This window comes from Ornithinimicrobium cavernae, from assembly GCF_003121625.1.
Taxonomy (GTDB): Bacteria; Actinomycetota; Actinomycetes; order Actinomycetales; family Dermatophilaceae; genus Ornithinicoccus; species Ornithinicoccus cavernae.
Genome location: NZ_QDDJ01000006.1, coordinates 188,450 through 214,274, shown reverse-complemented (window position 1 = coordinate 214,274; position 25,825 = coordinate 188,450). Strand labels below are relative to the sequence as shown.

At 68.0% G+C, this 25,825-nt stretch carries 27 protein-coding genes and 2 pseudogenes; 8 read left to right on the top strand and 21 right to left on the bottom strand.

Features of this window, described 5'->3' with window-relative positions:
• Nucleotides 1-88: 88 nt before the first annotated feature.
• Genes DA085_RS08620 through DA085_RS08605 form a run of 4 tightly spaced genes read left to right on the top strand, consistent with a single transcriptional unit; the run spans nucleotide 89 to nucleotide 3,561 of the window.
• Complete coding sequence (locus DA085_RS08620; protein ID WP_109472547.1) at nucleotides 89-1,330, top strand: NRAMP family divalent metal transporter; 1,242 nt, start codon at nucleotides 89-91, stop codon at nucleotides 1,328-1,330.
• 11 nt (nucleotides 1,331-1,341) lie between these two features.
• Nucleotides 1,342-2,106 carry a LamB/YcsF family protein gene (locus DA085_RS08615; RefSeq protein ID WP_109472546.1) on the top strand — a complete coding sequence of 255 codons (765 nt, stop codon included), beginning with the start codon at nucleotides 1,342-1,344 and terminating at the stop codon, nucleotides 2,104-2,106.
• A gap of 4 nt (nucleotides 2,107-2,110) precedes the next feature.
• The gene (locus DA085_RS08610) at nucleotides 2,111-2,716 is read left to right on the top strand and encodes a 5-oxoprolinase subunit B family protein (protein ID WP_109472545.1); all 606 of its coding nucleotides are present in this window, start codon (nucleotides 2,111-2,113) and stop codon (nucleotides 2,714-2,716) included.
• The gene (locus DA085_RS08605; protein ID WP_109472544.1) at nucleotides 2,713-3,561 is read left to right on the top strand and encodes a 5-oxoprolinase subunit C family protein; all 849 of its coding nucleotides are present in this window, start codon (nucleotides 2,713-2,715) and stop codon (nucleotides 3,559-3,561) included. Before DA085_RS08610 ends, DA085_RS08605 begins: the two co-directional genes overlap by 4 nt.
• 71 nt (nucleotides 3,562-3,632) lie before the next feature.
• Here the strand turns inward: DA085_RS08605 and DA085_RS08600 are convergent, their stop codons facing one another.
• Nucleotides 3,633-4,394 carry an SDR family NAD(P)-dependent oxidoreductase gene (locus DA085_RS08600; RefSeq protein WP_109472543.1) on the bottom strand — a complete coding sequence of 254 codons (762 nt, stop codon included), beginning with the start codon at nucleotides 4,392-4,394 and terminating at the stop codon, nucleotides 3,633-3,635.
• Nucleotides 4,395-5,565: 1,171 nt separating this feature from the next.
• Here DA085_RS08600 and fgd point away from each other — a divergent pair.
• Both fgd and DA085_RS08590 read left to right on the top strand, forming a co-directional pair.
• Nucleotides 5,566-6,588 carry a glucose-6-phosphate dehydrogenase (coenzyme-F420) gene (gene fgd, locus DA085_RS08595; protein WP_419866504.1) on the top strand — a complete coding sequence of 341 codons (1,023 nt, stop codon included), beginning with the start codon at nucleotides 5,566-5,568 and terminating at the stop codon, nucleotides 6,586-6,588.
• Between the two features lie 50 nt (nucleotides 6,589-6,638).
• Nucleotides 6,639-7,055 (top strand): nitroreductase family deazaflavin-dependent oxidoreductase, encoded by a 417-nt coding sequence (locus DA085_RS08590; protein ID WP_109472542.1) that lies wholly within the window; start codon nucleotides 6,639-6,641, stop codon nucleotides 7,053-7,055.
• On the opposite strand, the gene DA085_RS08585 is transcribed toward DA085_RS08590, so the two are convergent.
• Nucleotides 7,052-8,080, bottom strand: a complete 1,029-nt coding sequence (locus DA085_RS08585) for a S66 family peptidase (RefSeq protein ID WP_109472541.1) — start codon at nucleotides 8,078-8,080, stop codon at nucleotides 7,052-7,054. The genes DA085_RS08590 and DA085_RS08585 overlap by 4 nt on opposite strands.
• 113 nt (nucleotides 8,081-8,193) lie before the next feature.
• Between DA085_RS08585 and DA085_RS08580 the strand changes: the two genes are divergently transcribed.
• Nucleotides 8,194-9,057 (top strand): class I SAM-dependent methyltransferase, encoded by an 864-nt coding sequence (locus tag DA085_RS08580; protein WP_109472540.1) that lies wholly within the window; start codon nucleotides 8,194-8,196, stop codon nucleotides 9,055-9,057.
• 18 nt (nucleotides 9,058-9,075) lie between these two features.
• Here the strand turns inward: DA085_RS08580 and DA085_RS08575 are convergent, their stop codons facing one another.
• The 4 genes from DA085_RS08575 to DA085_RS08560 all read right to left on the bottom strand — a co-directional run bounded on the left by DA085_RS08575 (nucleotide 9,076) and on the right by DA085_RS08560 (nucleotide 12,264).
• Entirely contained in the window at nucleotides 9,076-9,852 is a 777-nt protein-coding gene (locus DA085_RS08575; protein ID WP_109472539.1) for an SDR family NAD(P)-dependent oxidoreductase, read from the bottom strand.
• 33 nt (nucleotides 9,853-9,885) lie between these two features.
• Entirely contained in the window at nucleotides 9,886-10,893 is a 1,008-nt protein-coding gene (locus tag DA085_RS08570; protein ID WP_109472538.1) for a glycosyltransferase family 61 protein, read from the bottom strand.
• 494 nt (nucleotides 10,894-11,387) lie between these two features.
• Complete coding sequence (locus tag DA085_RS08565; protein WP_109472537.1) at nucleotides 11,388-11,792, bottom strand: cupin domain-containing protein; 405 nt, start codon at nucleotides 11,790-11,792, stop codon at nucleotides 11,388-11,390.
• Between the two features lie 79 nt (nucleotides 11,793-11,871).
• A complete protein-coding gene (locus tag DA085_RS08560) occupies nucleotides 11,872-12,264 on the bottom strand; it encodes a D-glutamate cyclase family protein (protein ID WP_237565393.1) in 393 nt (130 codons plus the stop codon).
• A 65-nt stretch (nucleotides 12,265-12,329) separates the two neighbouring features.
• Here DA085_RS08560 and DA085_RS22010 point away from each other — a divergent pair.
• Nucleotides 12,330-12,458 (top strand): annotated as a pseudogene (locus tag DA085_RS22010) (hypothetical protein); the annotation flags it as partial.
• A gap of 289 nt (nucleotides 12,459-12,747) precedes the next feature.
• Here the strand turns inward: DA085_RS22010 and DA085_RS08550 are convergent.
• The 15 genes and pseudogenes from DA085_RS08550 to DA085_RS08485 all read right to left on the bottom strand — a co-directional run bounded on the left by DA085_RS08550 (nucleotide 12,748) and on the right by DA085_RS08485 (nucleotide 25,749).
• On the bottom strand, nucleotides 12,748-14,007 hold the full coding sequence (locus DA085_RS08550) for an MFS transporter (RefSeq protein ID WP_337189771.1): 1,260 nt from the start codon (nucleotides 14,005-14,007) through the stop codon (nucleotides 12,748-12,750).
• Nucleotides 14,004-15,191, bottom strand: coding sequence for an acyl-CoA dehydrogenase family protein (locus DA085_RS08545; protein WP_109472533.1), 1,188 nt, complete (start codon nucleotides 15,189-15,191; stop codon nucleotides 14,004-14,006). The genes DA085_RS08550 and DA085_RS08545 overlap by 4 nt, the downstream gene beginning before the upstream one ends.
• A gap of 1 nt (nucleotide 15,192) precedes the next feature.
• A complete protein-coding gene (locus tag DA085_RS08540) occupies nucleotides 15,193-16,311 on the bottom strand; it encodes an acyl-CoA dehydrogenase family protein (protein ID WP_109472532.1) in 1,119 nt (372 codons plus the stop codon).
• Entirely contained in the window at nucleotides 16,308-16,622 is a 315-nt protein-coding gene (locus DA085_RS08535; protein WP_237565392.1) for a Zn-ribbon domain-containing OB-fold protein, read from the bottom strand. The genes DA085_RS08540 and DA085_RS08535 overlap by 4 nt, the downstream gene beginning before the upstream one ends.
• 15 nt (nucleotides 16,623-16,637) lie before the next feature.
• Nucleotides 16,638-16,784: pseudogene (locus tag DA085_RS22005) on the bottom strand (zinc ribbon domain-containing protein); the annotation flags it as partial.
• Nucleotides 16,781-17,929 carry a thiolase C-terminal domain-containing protein gene (locus DA085_RS08530; RefSeq protein ID WP_109472530.1) on the bottom strand — a complete coding sequence of 383 codons (1,149 nt, stop codon included), beginning with the start codon at nucleotides 17,927-17,929 and terminating at the stop codon, nucleotides 16,781-16,783. The gene DA085_RS08530 and the pseudogene DA085_RS22005, both read right to left, overlap by 4 nt.
• Nucleotides 17,930-17,934: 5 nt before the next feature.
• The gene (locus DA085_RS08525; protein ID WP_109472529.1) at nucleotides 17,935-18,342 is read right to left on the bottom strand and encodes a MaoC/PaaZ C-terminal domain-containing protein; all 408 of its coding nucleotides are present in this window, start codon (nucleotides 18,340-18,342) and stop codon (nucleotides 17,935-17,937) included.
• A gap of 8 nt (nucleotides 18,343-18,350) precedes the next feature.
• Nucleotides 18,351-18,830, bottom strand: a complete 480-nt coding sequence (locus DA085_RS08520; protein WP_161958456.1) for a MaoC family dehydratase — start codon at nucleotides 18,828-18,830, stop codon at nucleotides 18,351-18,353.
• Complete coding sequence (locus DA085_RS08515) at nucleotides 18,830-19,792, bottom strand: NAD(P)H-dependent flavin oxidoreductase (RefSeq protein ID WP_237565391.1); 963 nt, start codon at nucleotides 19,790-19,792, stop codon at nucleotides 18,830-18,832. The genes DA085_RS08520 and DA085_RS08515 overlap by 1 nt, the downstream gene beginning before the upstream one ends.
• Nucleotides 19,789-21,495 carry a tripartite tricarboxylate transporter permease gene (locus tag DA085_RS08510; protein WP_109472526.1) on the bottom strand — a complete coding sequence of 569 codons (1,707 nt, stop codon included), beginning with the start codon at nucleotides 21,493-21,495 and terminating at the stop codon, nucleotides 19,789-19,791. The genes DA085_RS08515 and DA085_RS08510 overlap by 4 nt, the downstream gene beginning before the upstream one ends.
• A gap of 43 nt (nucleotides 21,496-21,538) precedes the next feature.
• A complete protein-coding gene (locus tag DA085_RS08505; RefSeq protein ID WP_109472525.1) occupies nucleotides 21,539-22,084 on the bottom strand; it encodes a tripartite tricarboxylate transporter TctB family protein in 546 nt (181 codons plus the stop codon).
• 32 nt (nucleotides 22,085-22,116) lie between these two features.
• Nucleotides 22,117-23,097, bottom strand: a complete 981-nt coding sequence (locus tag DA085_RS08500; protein ID WP_109472524.1) for a Bug family tripartite tricarboxylate transporter substrate binding protein — start codon at nucleotides 23,095-23,097, stop codon at nucleotides 22,117-22,119.
• Between the two features lie 35 nt (nucleotides 23,098-23,132).
• The gene (locus DA085_RS08495; RefSeq protein ID WP_109472523.1) at nucleotides 23,133-23,555 is read right to left on the bottom strand and encodes a universal stress protein; all 423 of its coding nucleotides are present in this window, start codon (nucleotides 23,553-23,555) and stop codon (nucleotides 23,133-23,135) included.
• A gap of 25 nt (nucleotides 23,556-23,580) precedes the next feature.
• Nucleotides 23,581-24,783 carry a CaiB/BaiF CoA transferase family protein gene (locus DA085_RS08490; protein ID WP_109472522.1) on the bottom strand — a complete coding sequence of 401 codons (1,203 nt, stop codon included), beginning with the start codon at nucleotides 24,781-24,783 and terminating at the stop codon, nucleotides 23,581-23,583.
• A gap of 15 nt (nucleotides 24,784-24,798) precedes the next feature.
• Nucleotides 24,799-25,749 (bottom strand): PaaX family transcriptional regulator, encoded by a 951-nt coding sequence (locus DA085_RS08485; protein WP_109472521.1) that lies wholly within the window; start codon nucleotides 25,747-25,749, stop codon nucleotides 24,799-24,801.
• Nucleotides 25,750-25,825 lie beyond the last annotated feature (76 nt).

The window sequence follows — 25,825 nt, the reverse complement described above, 5'->3', positions numbered from 1 at the left end:
TCAACACCTCTAGACAGATTGTTCAACGATTCGCTACGTTGGCTCACCATCCGGGTCCACGGACCGCCCCTCAACCGGAGGCTCCCCCATGTCAGAGCACACTGCGTCAACGGCGACCGCCGAGGCCGAGCGGCCCACCGCCACCAGCAAGGGCACCCTGCTGGGCGCCATCTTCCTCATGGCCACGTCCTCGATCGGGCCGGGCTTCATCACCCAGACAACGTCCTTCACCGTCGAGCTCGGCGCCGCGTTCGCGTTCGCGATCCTCGTGTCGATCCTGGTCGACATCGCCGTCCAGACGAACGTGTGGCGGGTGATCGGCGTCTCCGGACGACGTGCTCAGGAGCTGGGCAACCTGACCCTCCCCGGCCTCGGCTACGTCATGGCCGGACTGCTGCTGATCGGCGGTTTCGTCTTCAACATCGGGAACGTCGCCGGCGCAGGTCTCGGCATGAACATCATGACCGACCTCAACGCCAAGGTCGGCGGAGTCATCCTGGCGCTGGTGGCGGTCGGCGTCTTCCTGTCCAAGCGCGCCGGCGTGGCGATGGACCGGATCGTGATCCTCCTCGGGGCGCTGATGATCCTGCTGACGCTCTACATCGCGATCACCTCCGGCCCGCCAGTCGCCTCGGCCCTGAAGAACTCCGTCGCCCCCGAGACGTTCAGCGCCCTGGCGATCACCACGCTGATCGGCGGCACCATCGGCGGCTACATCATCTACGCCGGCGCCCACCGACTGATCGACGCCGGCGTCACCGGTCCGGGCCGGGTCCGAGAGCTCACCCACAGCGCGATCCTGGGCATCATCGTGACCGGCATCATGCGGATCATCCTGTTCCTGGCGATCCTGGGTGTCATGCACGCCGGCCACGTCCTGGACTCCGAGGGGAGCAAGGCGGCCCAGGCCTTCGAGCTCGCTGCCGGCAACGTCGGGCTGCGACTGTTCGGCGTCATCTTCGCCGCAGCGGCCCTCACCAGCGTGATCGGCTGCTCCTACACGACCGTCACCTTCCTGACCTCGCGGGTCAGGACCTCGCCGCGCACGACCAACCTCATGGTCGTCGGCTTCATCGCCCTCTCGACGATCATCTTCCTGCTGATCGGCGCCGCCCCGTCGCAGCTGCTGGTCTTTGCCGGCGCCTTCAACGGGATCCTGCTGCCCGTCGGCATCGGCGTGATCATGTGGGTCGCCTGGAGGCGACGGGACCTGCTCAACGGCTACGACTACCCGAAGTGGCTCGCCGCCCTCGGTACGGCAGCATGGGTGCTGACGATCTATCTGGCGATCAACTCGATCCAGCCCGCGATCGACCTGGTCACCGGCTGAGGAGGAGCACCATGACTGTTGACCTCAACTCCGACCTGGGCGAGGGCCACGGCAGCTGGTCCATGGGCGACGACGACGCGCTGCTCTCGATCGTGACCAGCGCCAATATCGCGTGCGGGTTCCACGCCGGCGACCCCTCGATCATGCGGCACGTGACCCAACGGGCGGTCGCGGGTGGCGTCGCCATCGGTGCCCACGTCGCCTACCGGGACCTGACCGGCTTCGGGCGCCGCTTCATCGACGTGGACGCAGTGACCCTGCAGGACGAAGTGACCTACCAGCTCGGTGCCCTGGACGGCTTCGCCCGTCAGGCCGGCGGCCGGATCAGCTACGTGAAGCCCCACGGCGGGCTCTACAACGCGATCGTGACCCACGAGGCCCAGGCGGGTGCAGTGGTGGCCGCCGTGGCCGCATACGACCCGACCCTGGTGCTGATGGGGCTGCCCGGGTCGGTCGTGCTGCGCCGCGCCGAGGAGGCCGGCCTGCGGACCGCGCACGAGGCCTTCGCCGACCGCGCCTACACCCCCGAGGGGCACCTCGTCTCCCGCAAGGAGCAGGGCTCGGTCCTGCACGATCCCGAGGCGATCGCCCGGCGCTGCGTCGCGATGGCTGCCGGCGAGCCGATCGAGGACGTCAACGGCGACCCGCTGACCCTGCGGCCGGACTCGATCTGTGTCCACGGCGACACCCCCGGCGCGGTCGAGATCGCTCGACAGGTCCACGAGGCGCTGGAGGGGGCCGGGGTGCCGCTCGCACCGTTCACCCGGGCCGCCTGAGACGATGCGCATCCTGCCGAGCGGGACGCGCGCGCTGCTGCTCGAGCTCGACTCGCTGGAGGAGGTGCTCGCGCAGTACGCCGCCCTCCTGAACGCCGACCTCCCGGTGCTGGACCTCGTGCCCGCCGGGCGCACCATCCTGGTGGTCGGCGACCGGGACACCGACCTGAGGTCCCTTGCGGCACAGCTCAGGACGATCGCACCGGGTGAGCACACGGCGCGCTCCGGCACCCCGGTCGAGGTCCCGGTGCGGTATGACGGAGCTGACCTTGCCGACGCCGCTGACCTGCTCGGATGCTCACCCGAGGAGCTGGTCCGCCGACACCAGGAGGAGGAGTGGACCGTCGCCTTCTGCGGGTTCGCGCCCGGCTTCGGCTACCTGGCCGGCTCGAGGTTCCACTGGGACACTCCGAGGCGGTCCAGCCCGCGCACCAGGGTGCCCGCCGGGTCCCTGGCGCTGGCCGGTGAGTTCACCGGTGTCTACCCGCGCGAGTCCCCCGGAGGGTGGCAGCTGATCGGCCACGCGCTCGTGGAGGTCTTCGACCTCGACCGCGAGCCGGCCGCCCTGCTGGTGCCGGGTGCCTCGGTCCGCTTCGTGGAGTCCTCATGACGAGCATGACCGTGGTCGAGCCCGGCGCCCTCAGCACGATCCAGGACTTCGGCCGGCCGGGTCAGGCCTCGCTGGGCATCGGCCGCTCCGGTGCCTGCGACCGCGGGGCCCACCGGCTCGCCAACGCCCTGGTCGGCAACCACCCCACCCTCGCCAGCATCGAGGTGACCCTGGGCGGCCTGGCACTGCGTCCCAACGAGGACATCGTGGTCGCCACCTCCGGCGCGCGGTGCCCGGGCGTGCCGCACCTGGCGCCGTTCCGGGTCCCTGCCGGCGAGACGCTGCGGCTCGGGCTGCCGCCGGCGGGCCTGCGCACCTACCTCGCGGTCCGCGGCGGCATCGATGTGCCACCGGTGCTCGGGAGTCGGGCGACCGACATCCTGTCAGGCCTGGGTCCTGCAGTCCTCGCTGCCGGCGACGTCCTCCCCGTCGGGACAAGCCCCCGCCCCGTCCCCGGCGTCGACGTCGCACCCGTGCAGGAGCCGACCGGCGACCGGTTGCTGGTGCAGGTCAGCCCGGGGCCGCGCCGCGACTGGTTCGACGACGAGGCTTGGTCGCTGTTCACGACCCAGGTCTATGAGGTGGACAGCCAGTCGAACCGGGTCGGCGTGCGGCTGACCGGGGAGTCGCTGCCCCGGCTGCGCGAGGGCGAGCTGGTCAGCGAGGGGATGGTGCGGGGCGCGGTCCAGATGCCGCCGTCGGGTCTCCCGGTGCTGTTCCTGGCCGACCACCCGGTGACCGGCGGCTACCCCGTGATCGCCTACGTCGACGACCTCGATGTCGACCGGTGCGCCCAGCTCCGGCCGGGCCAGAAGGTCAGGTTCACCACGGCACACCTGCACTGAGGTTCGCGAGACCCGTACTTTGATGGGCGTCTTCGCCAAGTTGGGACTTCGTAGGCGGTTTGGAGAGGCGTTCAGCGGGGGTTCATTCGCAGGGCACCATCCAGGCGGATAATTTCACCGTTTATGTAGTCGTGCTCGATGAGGAAGAGGGCAAGACTGGCAAACTCGTCCGGGCTGCCGAGCCGCTTCGGGAAGGGAATCCCCTCGGCCAGGCCATGACGGAACTCCTCGGAGACCGTGGCGAGCATAGGCGTTTCGATGATCCCCGGCGCGATGCAGTTCACCCGGATGCCGTACTGCGCGAGGTCGCGCGCCGCTGCCAGGTTAAGCCCGACGACGCCTCCCTTGGATGAGGCGTAGGCCGCCTGGCCGACTTGACCCTCGTAGGCCGCCACGGACGCAGTGTTGACGATCACGCCCCGCTGTCCGCTCTCAAGGGCCTCGGTCTTGGCGATCTGCGCCGAGGCGAGCGTCAGGACATTGAAGGTCCCGATCAGGTTCACCTGCACCACCTTGGCGTATAGGTCCAGATCGTGGGTGCCCTTCCTGCCGAGGATCCTCATGGAAGGTCCGATGCCAGCACAGTTGACCACCGTCCGCAGCGGCTCGGCGCCCGACGCGGCTTGGCTGACGGCCTCTTCAACCATCTGTGGGTCACAGACATCGACGGCCAGGTAGGTTATGCCCTCGCTACAGTCGCCCATCTGCTCCACCGCTGGGGGCAGATCGAAGCCGTAGACCTGAACTCCTCTGGCTGCCAGTGCCCGCGCGGTGCTGGCACCCAACCCGGAGCACGCACCGGTCACGATCCCAGCGGTTCCTTCTACGTTCACGTTGTTTTACCTCTCGTTGTCTGTTGGTCCGGGAAGTCATTGCTTGCCAGCTGAGCGGCACGGGTCGCTTAACATTCTTCGTCGGTATTGGCCGTCGGCCTCGAAGAATGCCTCGGTGATCTGTACGAGGGCGAGCAGACCCGGGCGGCGTCCATCAGGACGGCGAAGACCTTGCCATCGGCCCAGGTCGCGGCCTTGAGTCGTTCGAGGGCCTCCTGCGCGTGGTGCTGGGGGACGTTGGACTCGGGTGAGTTGGCACACCATTTCGTTCGTGGTCCGGGACAGCTCGACGACGATCGGCTCGCGGCTCGGACTCCGGGGCACGGAAGGTGTCGACGCCGATCGGCAGGGACCGTCGTACTTACGGCGCTCATAGGCCATCAAACTCCTCCTGGATACGGCCGCGCTGATAGCCAGTCTCCATGGCGGCCACAACCCGCTCGCAGACCGGGTCGTACACGGCCGGCACAGCGTCCTCGACGAGTTCGGTGAGGGGCTCGATGATGGAGGAGTCCCTACGTCAACCGACAAGACCTCGTAGCGGGCGAGCAGCAGACCAGCGGCCGCAGCACCGCGTCGATCCCCCCGCGAAGAACTGCCTGACGCGAACGAGCAATGTGACCATGGCCATTCCGTCAGCAGACTCCTACCCTCCCCGCCCGACATTCTGTGCGCCTCCGCGATCGGATCGCGGGAAGTCATCGTCTCAGGTTACGCGTGTCACCGACGTGCCCTGTCGGGGAGGCACGGTGCAACTGCAGTGGTCGGGCCCGCCGGTAACCTTCCTGGCCGACCACCCGGTGACCGGCGGCTACCCAGACCCTTGCCGCTCTCGTGCGGATCGCCACGCACCCCCCGGATCATGCGGGACCCGCTGTCGGCCGAGGACGCGGTGGCATCGCCTCGGACTGGCTGGCTGTCCCCGTGGCCTGGGTGCCGGCTCCAGGGGCAGCGACGTGGTCTCTCGCCGCGGGTCTGATGAGAGCCCACGGCGCCACCGGCCACCTCGTCCCGGATACCGTCCTGGCCGCACTGGCGGTCGAGCACGCCGTGCCGCTGGTCAGTGCCGACTCCGACTTCGCACGCTTCCCCGGGCTGACCTGGGTCAACCCGGTGGCCGTCGGCAGCGACTGCCAGCACGCCCGCCCCGGGACCGGGAGCCTGTGGAAGAGTGGCGACCGTGAGCGCACTGAAGCTGGGATACAAGGCGTCGGCCGAGCAGTTCGGGCCGCGGGAGCTGGTGGACCTCGGGGTGGCGGCGGAGTCCCACGGGATGGACTCGGCGTTCGTCAGCGACCACTTCCAGCCCTGGCGGCACAACGGGGGGCACGCGCCGTTCGCGATCGCGTGGATGTCCGCGGTCGGAGCACGCACCGAGCGGCTCGTGCTGGGCACCTCGGTGATGACCCCGACCTTCCGCTACAACCCGGCCGTGGTCGCGCAGGCCTTCGCCACGATGGGCTGCCTGTTCCCCGACCGCGTCGTCCTCGGCGTCGGCACCGGAGAGGCACTCAACGAGATCGCCACCGGGGGCCTGCAGGGTGAGTGGCCCGAGTTCAAGGAGCGGTTCGCCCGGTTGCGCGAGGCGGTCCGGCTGATGCGCGAGCTCTGGACGGGCGACCGGGTCGACTTCGAGGGCGACTACTACCGCACGGCCGGCGCCAGCATCTACGACGTGCCCGAGGACGGCGTGCCCGTCTACGTCGCCGCCGGTGGACCCCTCGTCGCCCGGTATGCCGGACGGTCCGGTGACGGCTTCATCTGCACCTCGGGCAAGGGCATGGAGCTGTACACCGACAAGCTGCTGCCCGCCGTCGAGGAGGGACTCCACAAGGCTGAGCGTCCCAGCGACTCCATCGACCGGATGATCGAGATCAAGCTGTCCTACGACCGCGACGCCGACGCCGCCCTGGAGAACACCCGCTTCTGGGCACCGCTGTCCCTGACACCGGAGCAGAAGCACAGCATCGAGGACCCCATCGAGATGGAACGCTTCGCCGACGAGCTGCCGATCGAGCAGGTTGCCAAGCGCTGGATCGTCTCGGCCGACCCCGACGAGGTGGCCGAGCAGGTGCGGCCCTACGTCGAGGCCGGCTTCAACCACCTCGTCTTCCACGGCCCCGGGCACGACCAGGAGCGGTTCCTCACCCAGTTCGAGGAGGACCTCGCGCCACGCCTGCGCGACCTCGGCTGACGGGGCCTCGCTGCTGGGCGAGACCGGCGCTCATGGGTGATGCTGGAACCATGCCCGCTCCGCTGAGTGTGACGCCCTACGTCAACCGCTTCGCCAACCCCGTGCTGCGCAACCTGGCCGGTCTCGGCTGGTTCGTGGCGCTCGAGCACGCCGGCCGCCGGACCGGAAAGGTGCACCGCACACCGCTGCTGGCCTTCCGCGAGGGGGACGCCGTGACGATCGCGCTGACCTACGGCCCGGAGGTGCAGTGGCTCAAGAACATCCGTGCCTCCGGCCGTGCCCGGATGCTGTGGCGCGGAAGGGTCCTGGGACTGGGGGCGGTGCGCGACCTGAGCACCGCGGAGGGCCTGGCCCGCATGCCGCAGCCCATTCGATTCGTGTTCGACAGGACGGGCTTCTGCACCGACTTCGTCGAGCTGCCCGTCCTCACCGAGCGCCCGAGCAACGGGCCGCTCGCCGCCGACTAGCGCAGCTCCTGCACGATCCGGCGCTCGTTGTCGGTGACGGTCAGGTGCGCCAGGGCACCGTTGACCAGCGGCAGGTACGGCGCGACGTGACCGCACTCGACGTCGAAGACGATCGGCAGGTCCAGGTCCTCCAGCGCGTCGAGCACCGCCTCGCGCTGGGTGAACCCGTCCGAGGAGGGCGCACTCGTGCGGCCGATCAGGATCGCGTTCGCGTGCTCGAACCACCCGGCGAGCCGCAGCCCGTGCAGCGCACGGCAGATCTCGAAGGCCGGCGCCTCGGCCGCCTCGAGATACACGATCAGCCCCTCCTCGGCATACTGCCGCCCGAACGCCGGCACCCCACCGAACGGGGTGCCGGTCAGTCTGCTGATCACCTCGATGCACCCACCGATCAACCGGCCACTCACCTCGACCTCGTCCCCGTCGGCCACCTCCCAGGTGCCGCGCCCCTCCAGTGAGTATGCCGTGGCGCGGGGGTCAGCCTCCCAGTCATCGAAGTCTCCGGTCCGGTAGGTGCCGCTCGCCTGCTGCGTCACCGAGGTCCGGGTCGCTGCGACGTCGGTCCAGTGCCGGAGACCCTCGGCCGGGGAGTAGGGCGTGTCCATCAGGTTGGCACCGTGCAGTGTGGCCCACCCGGTGCGGAGCGTCAGCGGCACCATGAGGGTGCTGAGGTCGCTGAAGCCGACCAGCCAGGTCGGCGCCGCCGCGGCGAGCGCCTCCCAGTCCAGCAGGTCCAGCAGGTCGATCCCCGTCTCGCCACCCCACGGAGGGACGACCGCCCGGATCGCCGGGTCGATGAGCATGCGCTGCAGCTCGGCCGCCCGGTCCACCGCCGGTGCGCTCACGTGCGAGGAGTCACCGTCCATGCACTCCCCGACAACGACGTCGAACCCGCGGTCCCGCAACCACTCGACGGCGAACTCCAGCCGGGGACGGAGCCGCTGCGGCACACCGCTGGAGGGACTGGTGACGCCGATGCGGTCGCCGGGGCGCAGCGGCTCTGGGAAGAGGATCACAGCAGCCATCCAACCTCAGGCCTGCAGATCGTCACGCCCGGACGGGGCGCAGCCGGTCGCGGTAGGGTCGCGCAACGGTGGCGAGGAACCACTCGGCGCCGACCGGCAAGGGAGTGGTCCGCATGACGAGTAGGCACGAGCTCCTCGCGGGGCTGCACGAGCTGGTGGAGCCCCGCGGCTACCTCGAGATCGGGGCGTACACCGGTCAGAGCCTCGCGCTGTCCCGCACCCCATCGGTGGCGGTGGACCCGGTCAACCGCGTGACCGAGCCAATCAGCTGCGACCTGGAGTTCGTCACCGCGACCAGCGATGACTTCTTTGCAAGGCCCGACCCGCTGCGACACCTTCCCGACCGCGTGGTCGACCTGGCGTTCATCGACGGGATGCACCTGTTCGAGTTCGTGCTCCGTGACTTCATCAACGTCGAGCGACACAGCCACCCCGGGACGGTCGTGGTCCTCGACGACATGCTTCCCCGCAACCACGAGGAGGCTGCCCGGGAGCGCCACACGACGGCCTGGACGGGTGACGTCTTCAAGATGATCCCGGTGCTTGCCCGCTACCGCCCGGACCTGACCTGCGTGCCGGTCGACACAACACCGACCGGGACCGTCCTGGTGCTCGGCCTGGACCGGAACAGTCGCGTCCTGAGCGAGGCCTACGACCAGATCGTCGCCGAGTGGGTCACCCCCGATCCGCAGGAGGTGCCGCCCGAGATCCTGGGGAGGACGATCGCCGTGGCGCCCGCGCAGGCCCTGGCACCGGACTTCTGGCGCTGGCTGGTGGCCGAGCGCGCCCGACTGAGGGGAGGCCGGGCCCACCAGATGGTCGCCCGGCGGGCGACCGCTGACCTGGCCGGGCAGGAGCCCGCGGCGCTGAGCCCGGCGGACCGTGTCCTCGCGCTCGCTGACGCGACACGGCGCGCGATCAAGCCACGGACCCGCTGGCGCCGCCTGCGCCAGCGGATCGAGCGACGCCGTCGCTGAGCGGTGCCCCGGGGGAGGTCAGCCGAAGGGCGGCGTGAAGCGGCCGTCGATCGCCGTCCAGCCACCGTCGACCAGCAGCTGGCTGCCGGTGACGAAGCTCGCGGCGTCGCTCGCCAGGTAGGCGACCGCACCGACCAGCTCCTCGGGTCGTGCCCACCGGCCCAGCGCGCTCTTCTCGGCATACGCCCGACCCCAGGCCTCATCGGCCCGGATCTGATCGGTCAGCGGCGTCTCCACGACGCCCGGGGCCACGGCGTTGACCCGCACCCCCTGCGGCCCCAGCTCGGCCGCCAGTGCGCGGAGCAGCTGCACCATGCCAGCCTTCGTGGCGGCATACACACCCTGCCCCGGCTCGACGGCCAGCGCCCGGATCGAGCTCAGGGCGATGATGGAGCCGCCCTGGCGCGCCGCCATCCCGGGGCCGAACGCGCGCACCGCGTTGAAGGTCCCGCGCAGGTTCAGTCCCACGACCCGGTCGAACTCCTCGGGTGAGTAGTCCAGCACCCGCTTGCGCACGTTCGTCGCCGCTGTGAGGACCAGCACATCGACGTCTCCCAGGCCGGTGGCGACTGCGGCCAGGCCGTCCGCGTCGAGGACGTTGGCCTCTCCGGAGCCGGCCGGAACGTGTGCTGACGCGCGCGCCGCGGCCTGCGCCGCCACCTCCGCGTCGGCGTCCAGACAGGTCAGCCGCGCACCCTGCGCTGCCAGCCCCTCAACCAGCTCGGCGCCGATGCCGCCGCAACCGATCACCACCGCGTGCTTGCCGTCCAACCGGAACATCGTGCTGTAGTCCATCCGGCCGAGACTAGCGGTCCGCCGTCGGGCGCTTTACAGCCCCATCTCGTCCAGCCGCCGGGAGAGGTCCGCGATGTCGTGGCTGTCGGCCTCGCCGGTGAACGGCAGGAAGCCCAGCCGCTGCCCGCAGGCCTGGGTGAGGATCTCCTGGGTCCGGACGGGATGGGGCCGGGCGCGCACGTCACCGACCTCCACGACGGGTATGCCGCGGGGCGCGAACACACTGAGGTGCAGGGCCGAGCCGCTCAGCCCGACGATCACCTCCGTGCGCGCCGCAAGACGGACCTGGTCGGCAACGTCCAGCTCCTCGGAGTGCACGACCTCATAGCCCCGGGACCGGAACAACTCATCGACCTCCGCCTCGTTGTGCGCCCGGCGCGCTGACGGCCTGCCCGCCTGCTCGAGCGCACGGTGGTGGGCGCTCCTCGACAGGTACACGCGCGCAGGTTCCCCCTGCTGCCCCGCGGTGGCAGCGGCTGCCATCCTGCGCCAGACCTGCACTGCCTCGGGCAGCGCGTAGCCGTTGGGCAGGTAGGGGCGGGTCGGCACCAGGAGCCGCTCCACATGGAGCCGCGCCGGACCGACCACGGTCGGGGCGGCGGCGTGACCGAGGAGCCCGAGCATCGCGCGCTGCCACGGCAGCGCCTCCCTGCCGAACCAGAAAGGGTGGGCCACCAGCCCGTCGACGCGCTCCTGTGGCCAGATCGTCGTGACCGTCTCGGTGAGGAAGTGGCCGAAATGGTTGAACCAGGTGCCGGCATACAGCCATGTCCCCGGCAGCTCGGTGGTGCCGCCGTCCCACGGCGGCAGCGTCGAGGGGTCCGCAGACAGGGCGTGGTCGCTGAGCAGTCCGCCGATGCGCTGGGACTGCGGGACGAGCCGGCCCGTCGCGTCATAGACCGCTCCGGTGACGAAGCGTCTGGGCTGGGGCCAGGCGACGCGGAGTCGGCCCTTGGAGAAGGTTGTCAGGGTGGCGTCGGCCACGACCTGGAGTTCAACCGGCTCGATCGGCGACATCGGCGGTGCCACCTCGACCCACATCAGGTCAGTATAGGGAGCACTGGCCTTCTGGGGGCCCGACCAACAGAGTCACGGAGACGGGCCCGCGTGTGAGGTCCGCACCAGTCGACTGCCCCTCCCCGATGGTCACGTAACCTGGCGCGTCCACCCGGCGTGTCAAGCTTTCCTACGGAGTAGACGCTTGTGCCAGACATGTTCAAAAAGAGTCTTCCTCGTCACCGATCCACGAGACTCGATCATGACGTCCTTCGTCATCTCGTTGGGGCTCGTCAAGATCCGCGCCACCGAGCTGCTTTCCGCTAGGGAACCGACCTCACAAGGCGACGCGCTGCTTGCTCATGAGGCCACACCGGATGGAGCCGATGGGGACGAGCCTGATCTGCACGAACCACTGCTCTGGGCTAAGCCCGTCGTGGACCACTCAAAGCGGCGCGAGGGATGCACTGGTCGTCGAAGCCAGAGTTTGTCGAGGGCGCGCGCACCCGAGCACCGAGACCTGTTTAGCTCTTACGCGATCATTGCTGAGCCGGCCCTTCGACATTGACTGTCGGCACACCGGTACCACAACGCACAAGCACTGCCTTGGAGATAGAGTTACCGGGGTTCGACTCGCGGTGAACTGCACCCTTTGGGACTCGAATAAAGTCGCCTGGGCCGGCTTCGATGACAGTCTCACCGTTCAGGCCGGACTCCAGGCGCATAGTGCCCTCAACGACGTAGATGGTCGTCTCGTGGTCACCGTGATGGTGCCAGCCGGACACGGTCTGCGGCTGGGTGTCCACAGTCCCGGTCCACATCCCCGCGGAACTGGACGCCAACTTGCGATGCATGCCGGGGGTGGGATCAGCGTCGGTCAGGTCGTCGCCATGGATGAAGGCAACCGGCTCTGCGGGGTCGTGGGAGTTCTTCTCAGTCGTCATACCGCAATCCTGCCCCTGCAACTGGGGGCATCGGTAGCCGACCCAGGTTCACGTCTGGCGGTAGACCGCGTCGGGCACGTCAATGACGAACATGGGGCCCGGGGGCATGCGTGATCGCGAACGGCGAACGGGAGGCCATCGGCGCCGCCGGCACCTGGCGCATCACGACCAGCTCACCGGAGCGCCGTCCGGTGGGGCGGCGCTGCCGGTTGGTGCGATACATCGCCACGTTGCGCCCCTGCTCGATGTTGAGCACGGGCACGCCGGCGTCCAGCAGCGCCCTCTCGAAGCTGAACGAGCAGCCGATGAGGAAGGAGACCAGGTCCTCCTGCCACAGCCCCGAGATGTCCGGCACCTCGTCGACCAGCTCGCCGTCGCGCCACACGCGATAGAACTGCAGGTCGTCCGCAGGTCCGCACCGGACGCGAGCTCGGTGCTTGAACCAGCTCGCGTGGACTGGCGAGGTCAACACGGACCCGCTCATCCAGAGCTGTCTGCTGGTCTACCTCAGCGACATGACTGTTCTGGACCCCCGTCGTGCTGCAACGTTGGGGACAGGTCCGGCACGGATCTCAGCACCTGACGTCACTGGACTACTCGGTGTGGTTCCACGCCGAGCCGGACCTGAGCCAGTGGCTGCTCTTTGAGAAGGGCCCACCCGGGGCACCGCGCGGACGGGTTTGTCAGTGGGCACGTTCACGCAGGTTGACGGCACCGTGGTCTGTTCCGTGGCGCAGGACGGGCTGATCCGCAGTTCGGCGCTGACCGCGCCCGAGAAGCACCGTGGTTGAGGGTGCGCCTCGGGTTGGAGTGCTGGTGTGAGCACTCTAAAGCGGGGATACCGGTGGCTGCTCCACCTGGTGATCATCGCGAGGTGCTCCCGGACGAGGCGCCCGAAGTCGCCGGACACGTGCGGCCGAGGCGCGTCACGCGATCACGCCCGATGCCGGCATGACTAGTTCTCTGTGAGCGCGCCTTCTGGGCCCCTCCCTCGCGGTGCCGTCTCGGGCAACAGCAAGCAGAGCAGCGCCACCAGTGCGAGACAGCCGCCCGTGAAGACAAATACCGCGGTGTAGGACGCTGCGTCCTGCACGGCGCCCACCACAACAGGGCCCGCCAACTGACCGAGGTCGGTGGCCATTCGCTGGACGCCGATGGCTGTCCCGCGCACCTCAGGAGGCGCAACGTCGACCAGGACAACATTGGGTGCCGCGGTGAGGTAGGCGGTGAAGACCCCGAGCAGCACCATCACCGCAAGGAGACGCCAGGGGCTAGTGGCCCACGTGAAGAGGAACACCACGGCCGCGGTGGCGAACAGGCTAGTGACAATCACCGGCCGACGGCCACGACGGTCCAGTAGGTGCCCCGCGTGCCACATCAGGGAGATCTGGGCCACGGCGCCGACCGTGATGAGCATACCGATCATGGATGTGCCCATCCCGAGCACGTCTTCGGCAAAGAGTGGCACGGTCGTGTTCCGCATCCCGGCTCGCATCACGAAGAGGACCAGGATCACCAGCAGCAGGAGCAGGAAGGGGAGGTTGCTGAAGAGCCGACGCAACGCCTCCCCCGTCCTGAGCCGCTGTCGGTCGGGCTCCCCCTGGTCTCGATGCACGGCCTGCTGCTCCCGCTGCTGTGCCGCGGTCGGGAGACGCGAGACAGTGAGCACCGCCCCGACTCCGGCCATCACGGCATACGCGAAGAAGGGCGCCTGCAGCCCGAAGGCATCGGCGACCAGACCACCGACGAGGGGCCCGACGGCCAGACCCGTCAGGAAGATGCCGTGGTAGAGCGACAGCCAGCGACCCGCCGAGCTCCTGGGCAGAAAGGCCATCACCAGCGTGGTCGCCGCACTCATATACAGCGCCGACCCGAGCCCCTGCAAGAACCGTGCGACCAGTAGCGGGGTGAGTGAGTCAGCCAGGCCCGCCCCGAGCGAGGCGATGCCCGTGACCAGACAACCGACCAGGCAGACCGTGCGCACTCCCACACGGTCTGCCAGCACCCCACCGACCACATCGAACAGCAGGCGCCCAAAAGAGAAGGCACCGACAACCACACCGATCTCGGTCGCGCTGATCCCGAAGGACCGTCCGTAGGCCGGCAGGATTGGAGTGAGGATGTTCACTCCGGTGACCAGCATCATCGTGGTCACTGCTGTGACGATGAAGTATGGCGGCGCGTTCCGCCAGGCGGCTGGTGTCCGGTCGGTCACCTGCTGCGTGGGAGGCCGAGTCCGCGCTGGGCAATCATGTCCCGCTGGACCTCATTGGTGCCAGCACCGAAGGTGTGCACGATTGCGTCCGCCCACAGCATCGGCATGGCACCATCAAGTGGTGCATCGAGGGCACCGGGCATCAGCTGGCCGTACTGCCCCAGCATGGTGCCGCCCACGTCGACCAGGCGTTGCTTGAACTCAGTGACCGAGGTCTTCACCTGTGCGGCGACGAAGCCCGGCAGGTCCTCCTCCACGGCCTGGATCGTGGCACCCTCGACCAGGCCGAGCACGGCGGTGAACTCCACGTGCAGCGCCGCCAGCTGCTGGCGCACGCTCGGCGAGTCGTAGGGCACCACACCGTCCGGCCGAGATTGCTTGGCCAGGCGCACAACCTCCTCCAGGCAGCGGCGGATGTGGCCGATAGGGAACACCCCGACCCGCTCGAGCCCGAGGGCGCCGGTCAGGTAGCTCCATCCCTTGCCCTCCTCTCCCACGCGGTCCTCGACCGGCACGCGGACCTGGTCGTAGTAGGTGATGTTGGTCCGGCCGTCCATCGTGGGCAGCTTCTCGATGGTGACGCCAGGGTCGTTGAGGTCAACGATGAACAGCGTGATGCCCTCGTGCTTGCGCCCCTCGGAGTTGGTGCGCGCCGCCAGATAGACGTAGTCCGAGCGTTGCGCACGGGTGGTGAACAGCTTCATGCCGTCCAGCACATAGTGATCCCCATCGCGACGGGCCCGCATCTTCAGGGACGCCAGGTCGGTGCCGGCCTCGGGCTCGCTGTAGCCCAGGCAGAAGTTGACCTCGCCGCGAGCGATGCGCGGCAGGTAGCGCGCCTTGAGCTGCTCGTCGGCGTGGGTCACCAGGGCCGGGGCGATGATCGTTGTGGCCGCTCGCGGATAGGGGGCACCGTAGTAGCTCATCACCTCCGTGAAGAGGTGCCGCCGCAGCGCGGTCCCGCCGGACCCTCCATACTCCTCCGGGATCCCGATGCCGAGCCAACCGCGCTCGCCCAGTTGCTTCCAGAAGCTGTGCTCCCAGTCCAGGTCGATGTGGTCCTGGTGGTGGTGCTGCTCGACGATCGCCTGCAGCTGCCGCTCGGGGGACCACACCTCCTCGAGGAAGGCGATCATCTCCGCGCGGAGCTGCTCGTCGGCCGGTGAATACTGTGCCAGCCCCATATCAGCGGCCTCCCTCGGGCTCAGGGTAACGAATCTGCAGAATCTCCTCGCGCACGGCCTCACTGTCCGCCCCCCACAGCAGGCCGGCGCGCAGACGCCGGGTGGAGAGCTGCAGGTCGTGCTCCAAGGCGTAGCCGGTGCCCGCGAGAACCTGATGGGTGTTGGCGGAGACCACACGCCCGTAGTGGCGGACGGCCTCAAGAGCCTCCGCTGCAGCAGCGGCCGGGGTTGCCCCCGTGAGGCCGTGCTCGTCCAGGTCTGCAGCGGCAGCCCGACAGAGATGGGCCACCGACTGCACACCTATAGCGGCGTCAGCGAGCTTGTGCTGGACGGCCTGGAAGGAGCCGATCAGCCGGCCGAACTGCTCGCGCTGGGCGACGTGCTCGACCGCGAGCTCCAACGCTCGGCTCATGACGCCGGAGAGCCAGCAGGCCTCGGCGAACCAGCGCAGGGTCAGCCAGGCCCGTAGGCCCGCCTCGTCCATCGGGATCAGGGCGGTTGCGTGTGCACGCGCCAGCTCAAGGGTGGCTATCCCCTCGTCGGCCAGACCCGGTTGCGCGTGGAGCGTGACACCGTCGGCTCCGGCAGCGACCCGCGCCCAGGCGAGTCCGTCCACGGTCCGGGCAGCCACGAGGAACGACTCCGCCGCCAACGCGTCCCGCACCAACGGAACACGCCCAGTGACGGCACCCTCAGTCAGCTGCGGCCACGTGTCTGCGGTCCGGTCATTCTCATCGAGCGCTGGCACGATGATCGTGCCGTCGACAACTTCTCGGGCCAGCTCCTGAGCCGGCTTGTCCCCTGGCGCCACCCGGCTCAGGTAGGTCGCCACACCGACCGCTGCCGTGCGGTAGGGCACGGGGGCGTTGGCTCTGCCCAGCTCGAACAGAACGAGGTGCAGGTCAGAGAGGTCGATGCCGGCACCGTCACAGTCCTCACTGACGGCGACAGCGTGCCAGCCTCCCCCCACGATCTTGTCCCAGGCCTCCGGGGACCACTGCTGCTGGTGCTCCTGGGCGGCCCGGACGCTGGTCGGCGTCGAGTAGCGGTCGAGGAGGGATCGGACCGCGGTCCGCATTTCGTCGTTGTCCCGTGCGAAGGCCGGGATCGCGATCGTCACTGGTACTCACCCACTTCTGTGTCGTGATCGTCTGTGGCGACAGCGCCGTCGGTGTCGTCGGGGTTCTTGCTGGTCTCTGGGTGGGACCAGGACAGGAGGTGGACCTCGTCCGTGACCTGCACGGGCCGGGCGGTGAGGGGCTGACCGATCTTGAGGTCGGCCAGCTCCCCGTCGTAGCTGCCCAGCAGCCGCACGCCGACGGGGGCGGTCAGCTCGACCAGCACCACGGCATACGGCGACTCAAAACCAGGCAGCGTGGCATGACCGACGACGGTCCAGGAGTAGAGCGTGCCGTGTGGCTCCACGTCCACCCACTCGTGGTCCAGGCTGAAGCACGCCCGACAGGTCGGGCGTGGGGGCCATGCGTGCCGACCACACGAGCGACACCGACGGATCCGGACGCGGCCCTGTGACAAGCCAGCCCAGTGCTCGGCGAACTCGTGGTTGTGCAGATCCGGTAACGGGCGGGTCATCGTGCTCCTCCCTGTCCGGCCAGGACGGTCATGGAGCCATCGCCCAGGTCGCCCCAGCCGGTGACTGCGATGTGGCGCGCACCCTCAACCTGGCGACCGGGCGCGTCGGCTCGCAGCTGACGCACGGCCTCAAGGACGTGGTTAAGGCCGGATAGGTGGCCCTCGGACAGCAGGCCTCCGTGCGTGTTGACCGGGAGCTGACCGCCGAGCCTGATCCCACCACTGGCCACCAGCTCAGAGCCGAGACCATCCGGCGCGAACCCCGCGGCCTCGAGCTGATGCAGCACCTCGAACGTGAAGCAGTCGTAGATCATCGCGGCATCCATGTCCGTCGGTCCCAGACCCGTGCACTCCCAGACCTCCCGTGCCGCGGGCTCCAGCCCGATGCGGAGGAGGTCTGGGCGGTTGGTGAGGTCATCTGGTGTCTCTGGACGACCCTCGGCGACAGCGAGCACTCGCACCGATGGGGCTGGGCCAGCGTGCCTAGAGACGATCACCGCGCAGGCGCCGTCTGTCTCCAGGCAGCAGTCATACAAGGTGTAGGGGTCGGCGATCATGCGACCGGCTAGATACTTCTCCATCGTGAGCTCGCGCTCGTGCATCATCGCCGCAGGGTTGCGGTTGGCGTGGCTGCGGGCGGCCAGCGCGATCTCGGCGAGCACCTGGCGGTCCAGCCCGTGCTCGTAGTCGTACCGCCGGGCCATCATCGCGTAGCGCTGTGCTGCCGTGTTCCACCCGTATGGATGCTCAAGCTGTGTCCGGAAGTGCTGCGCCGGCAGCTGCGAGGGCCGCTGATGGATGCGTCCCCCGGAGTTGCCGTTGCGCGCCCGGACGACGAGCACATGGTCCGCGCGGCCGGACTCAACGGCGAGTGCTGCCTGTCCCACGGCGGCAACCGAGCTGGCGCCACCCATGGCGACGGTGCTGCTGAAGCGCAGGGCCCGCAACCCCAGGTTGGAGACGAGGTCCTCAGCGGCCACGGAGTGCGGGAAGCCCACCACCCCGTCGAGGTCGCGCACGTCCAGGCCTGCGTCCACGGCCGCCGCCAACGCCGCCTGCACCGCCAGGAGCGTCGTCGTGCGACCGCTCTGCCGGGAGTAATCGGTCTGACCGATCCCACGGATGATCGCGTTGTCGCTGGCCACCGAGATCAGGCGGCAGTGATGGCAACGACGGCGCCACCAGCTGCGGTGACGCCCCGCGGGCCGTCGATCCAGAGCTTCAGCTCTGCCTCTGGTCGACCGTCGGCGCCGTCGGTCACCGAGACCACCTCGCCCTGGACGCGCAGCTCCTCACCCAGGAAAGCGCTGCCGCGGTTCTTGAAATGGAAGCGCCGAAGCTCCCCCCTGCCCTCAGCCCACTGCACGGCCATATCTGCCAACCAGGCGCCCTGGAGCGTGCCTTGGACCACCAGGTCGGGATAGCCCTCGTGGCGCGCCCAGTCCCGGTCGTAGTGAATGCGGTGGGCGTTCCACGTGGCTGCACAGAAGAGAAACATCTGCGCCTCGTCCGTGGTCCGCAGCACCTCATCCAGACGCTGCCCTATCTGCACGGTCATGTCCTACCTCACTTCAGGATCTGTAGGGACGTCTCACGCATGACGACCGTGTCGTCTGCGTCCCAGTAGGTGGTCTTCCAGGTGGCCAGCACGAAGTTCTCGCGCCTCCCCTGCTTTTCCTCCAGCGACTCCAGGCGTCGCTTGCCGTGAATCTTGTCCCCCGCGACCAGCGGTCGGACGATCTCGATGTCGATGCCGCCAAACATCACGCGCTTCTCACCGACCGGGGCGCGGCGGTCCTGAGTGAGACCGTCCTCGGTCAGGGTCCCAGACTCCACGATCGGCCGGATGAGAGCGGTGTAGAGGAGGGGTTGCGCGGTCAGATCGTCCGGCGGATCGACGTAGGCCGGGACCGGGTTGCCCATTCCCGAGGCGTACCGAGCGATGTCTCGAGCGGTGATCTCGAACTCGGGATACTCAATCTCCATGCCGACCCAGGACCGGGCTTCATCGGTCAGCAGGCCGCTGGCGGTGTCGTTGGCGGTCATCAGAGAACTCCTCGGCTCGTGTCGTACTCGGTGGCGATCTGGTCGATGATCTCGGCTGCACTGTGGACGCCGTCCGAGTGACCGACGCCCTGACCGGCACCCCAGATGTCCTTCCATGCCTTGACCGTGTGACGGGACCCGGAGACGAACGCGCGCGACCGGGCGGCAATGACCTCGCCCACGTCGAGTCCGGCCCGCACGATGCTGGGCACCAGATAGTTCGCCGGGACACCACTGAAATAGGGGGTGTAGGCCACGTCTTTCGCCTGAGAGCCGATCACCATGTCCTTGTACTCGGGGACGGCGAGCGACTCCGCGGTAGGGATGAACCGTGTGCCGACATACACCCCGTCAGCTCCGAGAGCTCGTGCAGCCAGGACACCGCCGCCGGTGCCGACGCCTCCTCCGACCACGAGTGGTCCGGAGTAGAACTGACGGACCTCCGGTACGAAGGCGAACGGTGTCAGCTTGCCACCGTGTCCACCCGCACCCGCGCAGACCAGGACCAGTCCGTCGACTCCGGCCTCCAAGGCCTTCTCCGCGTGCCGCACTGTGGTGACGTCGTGCAGGACTGCCCCGCCATAGGCGTGCACCTCGGCAACCAGGTCAGGGGCAGGTGCCAGGCTGGTGACGATCACCGGCACCTTCATGTCGACGCAGATCCGGGCGTCACCCTCGTAGCGGTCGTTGGAGGCATGCGCCACCAGGTTGACCCCGAAGGGGCTCTCGCCGAGCCGTTGCCCGATCTCATCCAGCCAGTCGACCAGGTCCGCAGCAGTGCGAGCGTTCTTGCTCGGGAAGGTGCCCAGCACGCCGTTGCTGCTCTGCGCGACCACGAGGTCCACGCCGGACACCAGGAACATCGGCGCACCGATCAACGGGATCCGGAGGCGCTCCAGGAGCAGCTCCCGCAGGTCCAGTGGTTGCACCATCGTCTCCTTGTCAGCGGCTTCTACGGTCATCGCGAGTCCTCTCCGGGCGGGGGTGGTGAGTCTTCGAGCGGTCGGTTGCCCGGTGGTGACACGTCCCCGGGGTCGCCGTCGGACTGAGGCTGCCTGGTGGCGGAGACGGCGACTGTCTCGTCGTCCTCGTCGTTCACCGCGCGGTCGCCGGAGTCGTCCTGCCCGTTGACCGTCACTGCACCGTCGCTGGTGTGCGCCGGGGCGACCCCGGCTGCGGCCATATTGAACCGGCGGGCCACCGCGGCCAGCAGGATGATCACGATGACCATGCCCCACATGACCTTGGAGGGGGTGGAGGCCCAGAAGATGCCAAAGTCGCCTCGCCCGAGAGTCATGCTCGCCACGAAGTTGTTCTCGACCATGGGGCCGAGGATGACGCCGACCAGCAGGGGCGCAATCTGGAAGCCAATCTTGCCGAACAGATAACCGACGAAGCCAAGGCCAACCAAGATGACCAGGTCGATCATGATTCCGGAGGCAGCGTAGGCGCCGTAGGCGGCCAGGATCATGACGGCTGGGAACAGCAGTTGGGTCGGGACCTGCAGCAACTTCACCCAGATGCGCACGAGCGGCAGGTTGAGCACCAGACACATCACGTTGCCGATATACATCGAGGCGATGACGCCCCAGAAGATCTCCGGGTGTGTCACCGCGATCTGGGGACCTGGCTGCACCCCTTGAGCGATCAAGGCTGCGAGCATCAGCGCCAGTGTCGAGGAGAACGGAATTCCGAAGGCCAGGATCGGGATGACGCTGGATGTTGCGGCAGCGTTGTTGGCAGCCTCCGGCCCGGATAACCCCTCGATCGCGCCCTTTCCGAACATGTGCTTGCGCTTGGAGAGGGACTTCTCGACCCGGTAGGAGACGAACGTCGACAGTGTCCCGGAGGGACCCGGCAGCAGACCGAAGACGAAGCCGAGGATGCCACCACGCGCCCACGGTCCGAGCGAACGTCGCAGGTCGTCTCTGCTCGGCATGATTCGACCGACCTTAGGCGGTGTCGCCATGGCCTCCGCGCCCCTGGAACTGGCGTAGGTAATGCGGAGCAACTCTGCGACACCGAATAGACCGATAGCGACCGGCACCAGGCTGATCCCACGGGTCAGCTCGACCTCACCGAAGGTGAACCGCATGATCCCCGAGGTGGGATCGCCCCCGATCGTCCCGAGCAAGAGACCCACCAACATGGGGAGCAGGCCACCCACAAGTGAACCTCCCATGACCCGTGCCAGGAGAAGCAGTCCGCCGAAAGTGAGCGCGAAGTACTCCGGTGGACCGAACATCAGGCCGAACCGGGCTACCTCGGGGGTGAAGAAGGTCACGAGGATGACTGTCAAGGTGCCGGTGAAGAAGGATCCGAGGGCGACGGTGGCGAGCGCCGGACCGCCACGACCCTGGCGAGCCATCGGATAACCTTCGAAGGTTGAGACGATCGCTGAGGACTCGCCGGGGATGTTGAGCAGGATCGCAGTCGTCGATCCGCCGTACATCGTCCCGTAATAGATGCCGGCGATGAGGATGACTCCCGCCACCGGGTCCATAGTCAAGGTGATGGGGAACAGGATGGCCGCTCCTGCCGTGGGCCCTAGGCCAGGCAGGACACCGACCACGGTACCGACGAGGACACCGATGAAGGCAGCCAGCAGGTTCTGGGGCTGGAAGGCGACTTCCAACCCGAGAAGCAGTCCGTCGATCGGGCTCATGGTTAGCCTCTCTCAGGTCGCTGTGGTGCGAAGCCGGGCACGCTCACAGAAAGATCCCCACCAATCCACCCGGAAATCGCACGCTGAACACGGCCGTCATCACCAATTCCACGATCAGGACCAGCACGACCGAGTAGGTGGCGCGTCCCAGCCAGGAGAGCTTGGCATCCAGCACGTGGGTCATCGCCAGCGTCGCGAGGACCGAGCTGATCGTGAACCCGACGGTGTAGAGCCCGACGACGTAGACGGTGAGCACCGCCCCCATGAAGAGCACCCGGCGGGTGCCGGCCGCAATGAGCGGTGTGTTTGCCGGACGGCGCCGTGGATTCTCCACGGCGGCCTGCGCCAGCAGCAGGACTCCCATGATCCCCATGCCAGCAGCGATCAGCGCCGGGAAGGAGCCCGGGCCTGGATGTTGCAATTCACCCAGACCGTAGCCGCGTGCGGTCACAAAGACCGCCACGGCGACCCCGATCACCACCGCGCCCATCAGTAGTAGCGTGGTGCGGGAAGGTGCGGAGGCATCCTCTGACAGGTCGTTCAGCATGGCTTCTGTCCCCTGCTCGTGGGCGGTGTCGTGGTGCGCCATGGCTGTCCTCAGCTTTGCTCTTCGGGGATGGGTCAGTCCATCAGGTCGACGAGGGCCTGCATGGTCTTCTGCTCCTGGCCGAGATCGGCGTTAGCCTCCTCGGCGCCGATCGCGCCTGGGAAGGCGCCCTCGCCGGCCACAGCCTTCTGGTAAGCCGGGTCCTTGAGGACCGCGACGGTGGCTTCCTCGAGCTCGGTGGCAACGGCCTCAGGGAGTCCCTTGGGGGCGATGACATAAACCGTGAAGCTGATAACAGGGTCGATGCCCTCCTCAACAGCGGACGGCACATCCAGCCCTTCGGGGACCTGCTCATTCAAGATCGCCAGGCCGTTGACCTCGCCGGCCTCGACCATCGCCTGGGCGCTGGACGGCGTGGTCAGGTAGGCATCGATGTGCCCGCCGACGGCAGCCGTCACCGCCTCGGCCGCACTGGGGAAGTGCACGATGTTGAGGTCGATCCCGAGCTGGTTCTCCAACTGGGCGGCGGAGATGTGGGCCAAGGTGTTGGCGCCGGTGGTCCCGACGGAGATCTCGCCCGGACGCGCCTCGGCCTCGGTGACAAAGTCGTCAAGGGTCTCGATGCCCGAGGCTGTTGAACTAATGGCCAGCACCGGCGTCTCCCCCATCGCGCCAAACACCGAATAGTCATCAGTCGAGCCCCACGCCAGGCCGTCACTTACCAGGGGCTGGAAGGTGAGGGCGGTGTTCGTCCCGAGTCCGATCGTGAGGCCGTCGGGGTCTGACTGCATCGTCTCGGTCATGCCGATAACGCCACCACCGCCCTCGACGTTCTCCACCACGATCGGGCGGTCGAGTTGCTTCTCGAGGTGCTCCACGAAAATGCGGCTGATGTTGTCGGTGGATCCGCCTGGACCGTAGGGAACGATGAAGGTCAGCTGCCCATCCGGGAGGCCGTCGGATCCCTCCTGTCCGCCGGCGGAACCGCCACAGGCGGACAGGAGGGTGACGCTGACCACGGCGGCCATAACGGTGAGAAGACGGGTGGTGCGCATGGTTGTGCCTTTCCTTGTGGGGGAAGTGATGTATTTCAGCGGGGAACTGAAAGGACGGGGACCGGACTGGTGAGCAGCACAGTTTGTGCGTCACTGCCCATGAGGAACTTGCCGACCCGGGTGCGGTTGCTGCCACCAATCACGATGGCTGCGACACCCAGCTGTTCGGCTGCGGAGACAATCTCTGCCCCGGGTGCCCCCATGGTTGCTGCAACGCCCCAGCGGACGGTAACGCCGTCACCCCGGACGTACTCAGTGACTTGTTCGAGGGCCTGCTCGGCGCGGGCAATGGCCGTGCCACCGGCCTCCTCTTCCCCTACCCTGACTACCGTCAGGAGGTGTAGGGTCCCCTGCCCAGCGAGCAGCTTCGAGGCAGCGTCCGTGAGTGGACGACCGGCGACTCCGGGTGGAAGGGCGACAAGGACGCTGTCGAAATGGTTCGGTGCAGGTGTGCTCATGACAATTCCTTGTGGGTGCGGCAGGTCAGCCGAACGCGCCAGCGCGACGCAGGTCGCCGAGGCGCTTCTCGTCTAGGCCAAGCAGGTCCCGGGCAACGCCGTCGGTATCGGCGCCGAGGGCATGGGCGGGGTCCAGCGGAGGCAGCGGCTGGTCGGGGAACCTGATCGCGCTGCGCATCAGTGTCGTGGGACCAAGCTCCGGATGCTCGACGGTCTCCAGATAGCCCCGCTCAAACAATGCGGGATCGGTGGCTACGTCGCCTAGGCGGCGGACGGGTGCGCTCGGCACTCCTCGGTGCCGGAGCAGCTCAAAAGCTTCCAGCTTGTGCTGGGTGGCGCACCAGTCGCCGACGATGCGGTCGACCTCGTCCATGCGGCTGACCCGCTCGCGGGTGGTGGCGAAGTCGGGGTTGGTGCCCAGCTCGGGGCGGCCCATGATCTCGCACAGAGCCCGCCAGTGATGGTCCCCTTCGCACACTACTGCGAGCTGGCCATCAAGCGTGGGGTAGATCGTGTAGGGGGCGACCGACAGCCCTCCGTGGTGGTTGCCGACCCGATGGGTGTGCTCCTGGGTCGAGTAGAACAGCGACAGGCTCGACAACAGGGTCGGGAAGACCGACTCCATCATTGAGGTCTCCACCCGTGACCCCTCGCCTGTCTGCTCACGCTGGTAGAGCGCGGTGAGCAGTGCCCCGTACAGGTGGATGCCAGAGGAGAAGTCACAGGCCGCGATGCCTGCCTTGACGGCCGGCTGGTCCGGGTAGCCCGTGACGTCCACCACGCCGGACATGGCCTGGATAGCGACGTCCATGGCGGGATAACTGGCATACCTGCCTGTCGAGCCGTAACCGGAGGTGCTGGCATAGACAATGCGGGGGTTGATGGTGCGGGCCTGCTCGTAGCCGATGCCCAGGCGGTCCATGGTCCCGGGGCGGAAGTTCTCGACGACGGCGTCGGCCTGCTCGAGCAGCGAGTTGAAGACCTCCACACCGGCGGTCGACTTGAGGTCGAGCGTGATGCATTCCTTGTTGGAGTTGAGCATCGCGTAGGCGTAGCGCGGTGCGGCGACCGTCCCCCGCTTGCGCAGGTGTTCACCACCTGGTGGCTCGATCTTGATCACGCGGGCACCCGCGAGGGCGAGGAGCAGGGTCGCGTAGGGCGCGGCATACACGTGACTCAGGTCCAGGACGGTCAGTCCGGCCAGAGGCTGCCTGGGCTGTTGTTCCATCGATTCCTCTCAGGGCTAAAGCCAGCGGTGGTCGGTGTCGTCAGACACCGAAGCCAGTCCGTCGAGGCTCTCGGGGGTCAGTTCAGGGCGGGCTGGTGTGGCACGGGTAGCCCGCTGCACGCGGTCGAGGCCGGTCGTCTCTCGCACGAAGCGGGTGGCGGGAGCCTTGAGGAGACGGTGAAGCATCAGGAACGAGCCGGCGGCCTGGGCTCTCGGCCAGCGGTCAGGGTAGAGCTCATCCGGAAGGCCGGGGTCCAGGTAGGGGAGGCGGCGCCAGATGGTGCGGGCGCGGACGTAGTCCACAAAGGCTGCCCGGTCATCCAGCTCCGCGCTCGAGGTCTGCCAACGCTCCAGGACGGGGCTGACGTGCGTCAGAAACGAGGTGTAGCCCTCCCGGATCGCCTCCAGGTCCCACCAGCTGTTGGCCAGGCTGTGGAGATCTTGGAAGTTCTCGTAGTGCGCCGTCATGAGATGGACGTAAGGCGTCAGCTCGAGACGCTCCAGAGTGTGCCGTGTGTCGTGCAGGTGGGTCGCGGGCGCGATCCTGATGCCCGCCCCCATCTGGCCATAGCCGAGCCACTCCAGGCGGCTGGTGATGAGTGCACGCAGCTCACGCTTGTCCTCTGGGACGCTGAACACGGCGAGCACCCAACCGTCCTCGAGCACAGCTGGCTGCAGGTGACCCAGGAGGCGTCGCTCCCCCTCGGCAACCAGACCATCTGAACTCGCGCTGAGGCGGTATCCGGAGACCCCCTCGACCTTCTCGGGATGGATGGTGCCAGCCTTCTTCGCTCGGCTGACGGCTGCTCGGAGGGCGCCAGAGTCCACACCCAGCTCCTCGAACAGGGCCACCAGGTCGCGCACCGCCACCCACCCGCCGAGGTCGCGGACGAAGGCGCCGTAGACGGTGAGCAGCATCGAGCGAGGACGCAGGCTTCCTCCAGCTAGGGGCTGGCGCTTGGCCATGGCACCTCCTTGAGCCGATGGTCGGGAGTGGGGGACTTCTGAAGTTGTGTTTGTGACGAAATTGCGACGCCCATGA

What these genes read in the sequence shown, in the direction of transcription:
- DA085_RS08620 (WP_109472547.1), top strand. Translation starts at nt 89, where the DNA reads ATGTCAGAGCACACTGCGTCAACGGCGACCGCCGAGGCCGAGCGGCCC.
- DA085_RS08590 (WP_109472542.1), top strand. Translation starts at nt 6,639, where the DNA reads ATGCCCGCTCCGCTGAGTGTGACGCCCTACGTCAACCGCTTCGCCAAC.
- DA085_RS08575 (WP_109472539.1), bottom strand. Translation starts at nt 9,852, where the DNA reads ATGGACTACAGCACGATGTTCCGGTTGGACGGCAAGCACGCGGTGGTG.
- DA085_RS08495 (WP_109472523.1), bottom strand. Translation starts at nt 23,555, where the DNA reads ATGAGCACACCTGCACCGAACCATTTCGACAGCGTCCTTGTCGCCCTT.
- DA085_RS08500 (WP_109472524.1), bottom strand. Translation starts at nt 23,097, where the DNA reads ATGCGCACCACCCGTCTTCTCACCGTTATGGCCGCCGTGGTCAGCGTC.
- DA085_RS08565 (WP_109472537.1), bottom strand. Translation starts at nt 11,792, where the DNA reads ATGACGACTGAGAAGAACTCCCACGACCCCGCAGAGCCGGTTGCCTTC.
- DA085_RS08505 (WP_109472525.1), bottom strand. Translation starts at nt 22,084, where the DNA reads ATGGCGCACCACGACACCGCCCACGAGCAGGGGACAGAAGCCATGCTG.
- DA085_RS08570 (WP_109472538.1), bottom strand. Translation starts at nt 10,893, where the DNA reads ATGTGGGTCGAGGTGGCACCGCCGATGTCGCCGATCGAGCCGGTTGAA.
- DA085_RS08485 (WP_109472521.1), bottom strand. Translation starts at nt 25,749, where the DNA reads ATGGCCAAGCGCCAGCCCCTAGCTGGAGGAAGCCTGCGTCCTCGCTCG.
- DA085_RS08545 (WP_109472533.1), bottom strand. Translation starts at nt 15,191, where the DNA reads ATGGGGCTGGCACAGTATTCACCGGCCGACGAGCAGCTCCGCGCGGAG.
- DA085_RS08615 (WP_109472546.1), top strand. Translation starts at nt 1,342, where the DNA reads ATGACTGTTGACCTCAACTCCGACCTGGGCGAGGGCCACGGCAGCTGG.
- DA085_RS08610 (WP_109472545.1), top strand. Translation starts at nt 2,111, where the DNA reads ATGCGCATCCTGCCGAGCGGGACGCGCGCGCTGCTGCTCGAGCTCGAC.
- DA085_RS08515 (WP_237565391.1), bottom strand. Translation starts at nt 19,792, where the DNA reads ATGACCGTAGAAGCCGCTGACAAGGAGACGATGGTGCAACCACTGGAC.
- DA085_RS08525 (WP_109472529.1), bottom strand. Translation starts at nt 18,342, where the DNA reads ATGACCGTGCAGATAGGGCAGCGTCTGGATGAGGTGCTGCGGACCACG.
- DA085_RS08580 (WP_109472540.1), top strand. Translation starts at nt 8,194, where the DNA reads ATGACGAGTAGGCACGAGCTCCTCGCGGGGCTGCACGAGCTGGTGGAG.
- DA085_RS08510 (WP_109472526.1), bottom strand. Translation starts at nt 21,495, where the DNA reads ATGAGCCCGATCGACGGACTGCTTCTCGGGTTGGAAGTCGCCTTCCAG.
- DA085_RS08490 (WP_109472522.1), bottom strand. Translation starts at nt 24,783, where the DNA reads ATGGAACAACAGCCCAGGCAGCCTCTGGCCGGACTGACCGTCCTGGAC.
- DA085_RS08585 (WP_109472541.1), bottom strand. Translation starts at nt 8,080, where the DNA reads ATGGCTGCTGTGATCCTCTTCCCAGAGCCGCTGCGCCCCGGCGACCGC.
- DA085_RS08605 (WP_109472544.1), top strand. Translation starts at nt 2,713, where the DNA reads ATGACGAGCATGACCGTGGTCGAGCCCGGCGCCCTCAGCACGATCCAG.
- DA085_RS08520 (WP_161958456.1), bottom strand. Translation starts at nt 18,830, where the DNA reads ATGACCGCCAACGACACCGCCAGCGGCCTGCTGACCGATGAAGCCCGG.